We start from the raw sequence: 5304 nt of genomic DNA, 5'->3' as shown, positions 1-5304 counted from the left end.
TCCACCTGAAGAGAAGTCTTCTCTCCCACTTATAGAAGTGGGAGTCTTATCAAAAGATAAATTCAAATAAAAAGACTATAGACAAATTCTATCTGTCTCATAGTCTTTTCATTTACCTTAATGATATTCTAAGCATCTTGCCTCGTAACTTTTTTAATAATTTCTTGTGCTTCTGTATTCCTTTTAGTTCCCAAAACAACTATCTTACGATTTAATTTCTTAATAACTATTCCATCATATCCACCAAACAAAAATATACTTCCTCTTAATCCATAATTTACTGTGAACCCATAGTAACGAAATGGAACTTTTAATTTAACTATCCTTATGTCTTGCATATCTTCAAAGAGTATGATTTTAGTCCTTACATGAAAAGGTCTGCACTTATATCTGATGCCTTCTTCGTTAATCATTACAGTTAATTTTAATATATGGGATAAAATTAAAAAGAATAACATAATAGATGATAATATTATTGTAAATAGCTGTATAGTGTAGTTTTCTAAGATTAAATAGTTGATAATCATGGTCAATGAAGAAATCATAAATACCAATAAAAATATTTGTATTACTGTTTTGGATGGTTTTTGAACTTCCATAAAGTCATATTTATTCTCCATTATAGCTCTCACTTCCTATTCCTATATTTATATACTGGTTTATTTCACTTCATTATACTTAACATTAAAGCTACCTTTAGTTTTATTTCCATCTACTATAATTTTATATCTTCCCGATTCATCAAATTTGAATTGTTTTTTACCTTTTTTATCTTCATTAGCTTTTACTGTCCATATCTCATTACCGTCACTATCAATTAATTTTAAAACTAAATTACCTTTTTCCACTTCAATGTCATAATCGACCTCAATTGTTACATCTTTTTTTATATAAAAGCTAACCTTATATTCTCCATTTAAATATCCATAGGTATATTTCATACTATTTGAGGTGGAATTCCCATAGGATTTTATTTTGAATCCGCTAAAGGATGAACATCCTGCAAATATCATACTAAATATTATAATCAGTATTAATAAAAATATCTTTCTATTATTAAAATTCCTCATTTTAATACCTCCTAATTTTCCTTCAAATTAGTAGAACAATAGGGACAAATTTTCCAATCTTCTCCCACCTCTTTGTGACAATTTGGACACCTAAGAGTTCTATCATGTAGACAATGGGGACACACTTTAAAATCCTTCTCAACTTCTTTACCGCATTTAACACACTTTTCCTTGCCCTTATTACTTCTGACAATCAGATATACAATTAATCCCATAAAATTTGGAACTAGTAAAGCAACAATAGTCCAAAGCTTTCTATCCATGCCATTCTTCGGAGCATCCCTATAAACAAATACTCCTACTCCTGTCAATATTCCAAAAACTATTAATAATATTCCTATTGTGAAAATGTAACTTAAGTTAATCATTTTTTATCACTCCTCTTTTCATTCACAAAATATTCCTTACTTGTTAATCCTTGATTGAGAAAATTGCATATTTACAAGAGGATATAATCTTGCAAAAAATTTTAATATGCAATTTCCTCGTTTATATATCAAGTTAAACTTGGTGATATTGTCACTACTATTAAGTATCTAAGCTGAAAAATCTCCAAAATATATCCCTATGGTAGTAAACAACTATAGTAAGGAACATAAAAACCCCACTAAAGAGATAATGTAATATGCTTAAGGTTATTATATTTAAGCTATATTTATTTAATAAAAAATAGCCCTGTAAAATGAATAATAATCCACTAAAAATCATTAATAGAATTACCTTTAATTTAATATTTCTTTTTCTTTTATAATATAGCTTTTTTACATGCCCTTGAGTTTCTTCCACAAGTCTAGGAGATGGCTCCATTTCTTCAGAAAAATAGTCCTTTAATATATCATCAATTTTCTCATCCTTCATGATTCTCCACCTCTTTCAACAATTCTTTTAATATTTTCCTTCCTGTGTTCAATCGAGATTTCAAAGTACCAATTGGTATGTTCAATATTTCTGAGATTTCATTATAGCTAAATTCTTTAAAATAATAGAGAATTATAGGAATCCTATATTTATCATCCAAACTATCAACTTTTTCTTTTATAGTATCACTATTTTCTTTTTCAATAATATGATCTTCTGGCAACTCATCAGTAGATTCTATACGCTTCCACTCAATATCCTTTTCATCATCTGAAAAGTAATCTTTTACTAGGTTTAACCACCTTTTCTTTTTGTTGTATTTATCTTTATATGTGTTTATACATATGGTGTACATCCAATTTTCGAAGGAACTTTTAGTATCATATTTATTTAAGTTTTTAAATATTTTAAGCCAAGTATCTTGAAAAAGATCATCTGCATCACTTATATTCTTTGTTAATTTGTTGCATAGCCTGTACAGAAGGGATTTATATTTTTCAATTAGTATATCAGACGCATACAACGTACCGTCATTGAACAATTGTATAAGTTCTTTATCTGACAATCTTACCTCCTCCCTTCATATAATGTTTACGGATGATTTTTAGAAAAGTTCGATTATTTTAGATATTTCTTTCTTTTTTTATTTATACCTTTAAAAGGCATAAAAAAAAGAATACATAAAAGGCATAATTCCTTTTAGTATCCTCTAATATAGCTCTTTCATGCTAGTTATAATATATTTGTCAATGTTAAAGATTCATTCTCCTTTACAATTCCAAATAACTTCTTTAGAGTTTCTATTTCTCCTAAAGACAATACGTCACTTTTCGATTTGACATATTGATTTGCTTTTGACATAGATAGATCAATATTATCTATCTCATGGTGATCTAATAAAACACTCCAGTTATCCCTAATTTCATTCCACTTTTTTTCTATCTTTTGAAATTGATTATTAGCTGATTCCCAGTTATTATTATTAATGTCTTCACTTAATTTTTCCAAGCTATCAATGAAAAAATCAGTGCTTTCAGTTACTGAATCTAGGACCAATAGCCAGCCAATCCCTATTAGCAATATTAATATTATTGAAATAATCAATGCCCTCATATCTTTTTACTCCTTTGTTTACTATCCTTTTTATGAGTGAACAATTCCTTCTTGTCGTCAACAAAAGAAAAAAGTACTTCTTTAGGAGAGCTTAACCCTTGTGCTTTTAATTGGCTCATTAGCCACTTTTCACTCAATCCTAATTCATCTAGATTGTCATATAGTACATTGCCATCAATAATAAGGGATGTAGGTAATCCGTCATATGATGGTGCTATCTGTAAATCTTCAATTGTCACTGTTTTTTTATTAGCTTTAGGTATTATACTTAAATCTCCATTAGTTTCTAATATGGCAAATTCAACATCTTGGACTGATGGATAATTTTTTGATCTTAATTGCTCAACTAAATCATTAATGCTAATTCTTAAACGCTTCAACTCTTTTTCATCAATTTTTCCTTTATTAATTATTATACTAGGCTTTCCACATACTATTTTTCTTATAGTTTGACTTTTCAAGTTTAAATATGAAACTAAAACTTGTAATATCAATAAGGTTCCAATAGCTACAAAACCCTCCAATAGCGGTGTTCCTAGATCTTCCATTGGCAGAGCAGCAAGCTCTGCTATCATAAGAATTATAACTAGTTCAAAGGGTTGCATTTCTGCCAGTTCTCCTTTTCCCATTATCCGAATTGTAATTAAAACAAAAATATATAGTAGTATAGCCCTTATAAAAACAATAATCATTTATCAATATCCTTTCCATTAAGAATATTTTTCTCTTACTATTTAATTTTGGGCTAAAAGCCATCTTTTTATTCCTTAAGCTATTCTAATATAACTTCTACATAACTAGTTCATTTATGGAATTAGTTCATTAGCTGCATATATGCAGCTAATAAGCTGAATAATGCAATACATATTCCTATGCCACGAAAAATCTTTTCTGTCTTATTTGAATAATTGATTTCTACGTCAAATAACTTCATATATATTTTCTTTTGTAAATTTAATATTATTTTTGGCTTTGCAATAATAAAAACCATAAAGATTGTGAATAGTGGAATGATGATAATTAATGCAATCATATCCTGTGTCATGATATCCCTCACCCTCTTCCTTAAAAGATATTATTCTCAGATAATTCCTTCTGTGATTTAATAATAGCATACTATTTATTGTTTATCAATAATTTTTTATTCTTTTTTATTAAATTATTTATGTTTTTCACGAATAATATATTGTTTATTATTATATTGTATGCTATTATTATATTAAGAAATAAGAATCGAAGGGAGATATATAATGAAAGTAATAGGAGAAAAATCTATATCATCTAAGCTAAACTCCATTCTAATGATAATTTTTATTTTAATAACTATAATATTAGCAGTTGCACTTTTTTACTTTCTGGCTATGACTACAAAAATTGTTGATTTCAAGCCTCATCTTAGCTTGGAATTTGGTTCAATGGTATTTCGATTTGATAAAAATATAATGCCAGGAACAGCTTTAATATTTTCTGTATTTTCCTATGATTTAATTTTACTTTTTATTATCTATAATCTAAGAAGGCTATTTAAAAGCTTTTCAGAAAATGATGTTTTTATTACTAAAAATGTTAGCAGAATTAGGAGCATAGGAGTTTCAGTTATACTAATGTCTTTTGTGTGGTCAATCTATAGTTATAGTGCCGCTAAAAAAGTCGTAGATGTTGTTAGTCTTTCTAATCATAATATAACTCTAGATATAGTTTTCAAATTAAACACTACAATGATATTTTGTGGTATCATAATATTGGTTTTCGGAGAGATTTTCAAAATTGCTACTAAAATTGCAGAAGAAAATGAACTAACTATTTAGGAGGAAAAAACAATGGCTATTATTGTTAATTTAGATGTCATGATGGCAAAACGGAAAATTTCCCTCAATGACCTTTCTGAGCAAGTAGGAGTAACTAATGCCAACTTATCTATTCTTAAGAATAATAAAGCAAGGGCTGTTCGCTTTACCACTTTAAATGCAATATGTAAAGCTCTAGATTGTCAACCAGGGGATATATTAGAATATATAGATGATGATGAAATTTAAAAAAAGTAGGATGACATTGTCATCCTACTTTTTTTATATATAGTTATTTTTTAATTTAAATCACCCTTACCCACCCTCACTAGTGAACCTCCACCACTTTCACCTATCGGCTTAGAAGCGATGGCTTCTTAGTCTTATCTAAGAATTTTTCCTGCTTCATAGATCTGTGCCTTCTATGTTAGCAAGGTCTTATTTGACTCTCCACAGGCTCATCCCGTAGTCCCTAC

10 protein-coding genes are annotated in these 5304 nt (G+C 28.3%); 2 read left to right on the top strand and 8 right to left on the bottom strand.

What is annotated here, in order from left to right; translation table 11 throughout:
• Positions 1-128 precede the first annotated feature (128 nt).
• The 8 genes from JMO20_RS07780 to JMO20_RS07745 all read right to left on the bottom strand — a co-directional run bounded on the left by JMO20_RS07780 (position 129) and on the right by JMO20_RS07745 (position 4086).
• On the bottom strand, positions 129-599 hold the full coding sequence (locus JMO20_RS07780; protein ID WP_207753461.1) for a hypothetical protein: 471 nt from the start codon (positions 597-599) through the stop codon (positions 129-131).
• A gap of 60 nt (positions 600-659) precedes the next feature.
• A complete protein-coding gene (locus tag JMO20_RS07775) occupies positions 660-1070 on the bottom strand; it encodes a hypothetical protein (RefSeq protein WP_202708983.1) in 411 nt (136 codons plus the stop codon).
• 11 nt (positions 1071-1081) lie between these two features.
• Positions 1082-1438 carry a zinc ribbon domain-containing protein gene (locus JMO20_RS07770; RefSeq protein ID WP_202708982.1) on the bottom strand — a complete coding sequence of 119 codons (357 nt, stop codon included), beginning with the start codon at positions 1436-1438 and terminating at the stop codon, positions 1082-1084.
• A 160-nt stretch (positions 1439-1598) separates the two neighbouring features.
• Positions 1599-1928 carry a hypothetical protein gene (locus JMO20_RS07765; protein ID WP_202708981.1) on the bottom strand — a complete coding sequence of 110 codons (330 nt, stop codon included), beginning with the start codon at positions 1926-1928 and terminating at the stop codon, positions 1599-1601.
• A complete protein-coding gene (locus tag JMO20_RS07760) occupies positions 1918-2493 on the bottom strand; it encodes an RNA polymerase sigma factor (protein WP_202708980.1) in 576 nt (191 codons plus the stop codon). The genes JMO20_RS07765 and JMO20_RS07760 overlap by 11 nt, the downstream gene beginning before the upstream one ends.
• Positions 2494-2660: 167 nt before the next feature.
• The gene (locus JMO20_RS07755; RefSeq protein ID WP_202708979.1) at positions 2661-3041 is read right to left on the bottom strand and encodes a DUF4363 family protein; all 381 of its coding nucleotides are present in this window, start codon (positions 3039-3041) and stop codon (positions 2661-2663) included.
• Entirely contained in the window at positions 3038-3733 is a 696-nt protein-coding gene (locus tag JMO20_RS07750) for a DUF421 domain-containing protein (RefSeq protein ID WP_202708978.1), read from the bottom strand. Before JMO20_RS07750 ends, JMO20_RS07755 begins: the two co-directional genes overlap by 4 nt.
• Before the next feature lie 122 nt (positions 3734-3855).
• Entirely contained in the window at positions 3856-4086 is a 231-nt protein-coding gene (locus tag JMO20_RS07745) for a hypothetical protein (protein WP_202708977.1), read from the bottom strand.
• A gap of 205 nt (positions 4087-4291) precedes the next feature.
• Here JMO20_RS07745 and JMO20_RS07740 point away from each other — a divergent pair, with 205 nt between their 5' ends.
• Complete coding sequence (locus JMO20_RS07740) at positions 4292-4849, top strand: DUF2975 domain-containing protein (RefSeq protein ID WP_202708976.1); 558 nt, start codon at positions 4292-4294, stop codon at positions 4847-4849.
• 12 nt (positions 4850-4861) lie between these two features.
• Positions 4862-5077: a helix-turn-helix domain-containing protein gene (locus JMO20_RS07735; protein ID WP_202708975.1), complete on the top strand. Its 216-nt coding sequence runs from the start codon at positions 4862-4864 to the stop codon at positions 5075-5077.
• The last annotated feature ends 227 nt before the right edge of the window (positions 5078-5304 follow it).

Origin of the sequence: Sporosalibacterium faouarense (assembly GCF_016765695.1) — a bacterium.
In the GTDB taxonomy this organism is placed as follows: Bacteria; Bacillota; Clostridia; order Tissierellales; family VENL01; genus Sporosalibacterium; species Sporosalibacterium faouarense.
This window is presented reverse-complemented; position numbering and strand designations above follow the sequence as displayed.

Coding starts and splice junctions, on each gene's coding strand:
- JMO20_RS07740 (WP_202708976.1), top strand. CDS start 4,292: ATGAAAGTAATAGGAGAAAAATCTATATCATCTAAGCTAAACTCCATT.
- JMO20_RS07735 (WP_202708975.1), top strand. CDS start 4,862: ATGGCTATTATTGTTAATTTAGATGTCATGATGGCAAAACGGAAAATT.
- JMO20_RS07775 (WP_202708983.1), bottom strand. CDS start 1,070: ATGAGGAATTTTAATAATAGAAAGATATTTTTATTAATACTGATTATA.
- JMO20_RS07765 (WP_202708981.1), bottom strand. CDS start 1,928: ATGAAGGATGAGAAAATTGATGATATATTAAAGGACTATTTTTCTGAA.
- JMO20_RS07780 (WP_207753461.1), bottom strand. CDS start 599: ATGGAAGTTCAAAAACCATCCAAAACAGTAATACAAATATTTTTATTG.
- JMO20_RS07745 (WP_202708977.1), bottom strand. CDS start 4,086: ATGACACAGGATATGATTGCATTAATTATCATCATTCCACTATTCACA.
- JMO20_RS07750 (WP_202708978.1), bottom strand. CDS start 3,733: ATGATTATTGTTTTTATAAGGGCTATACTACTATATATTTTTGTTTTA.
- JMO20_RS07755 (WP_202708979.1), bottom strand. CDS start 3,041: ATGAGGGCATTGATTATTTCAATAATATTAATATTGCTAATAGGGATT.
- JMO20_RS07770 (WP_202708982.1), bottom strand. CDS start 1,438: ATGATTAACTTAAGTTACATTTTCACAATAGGAATATTATTAATAGTT.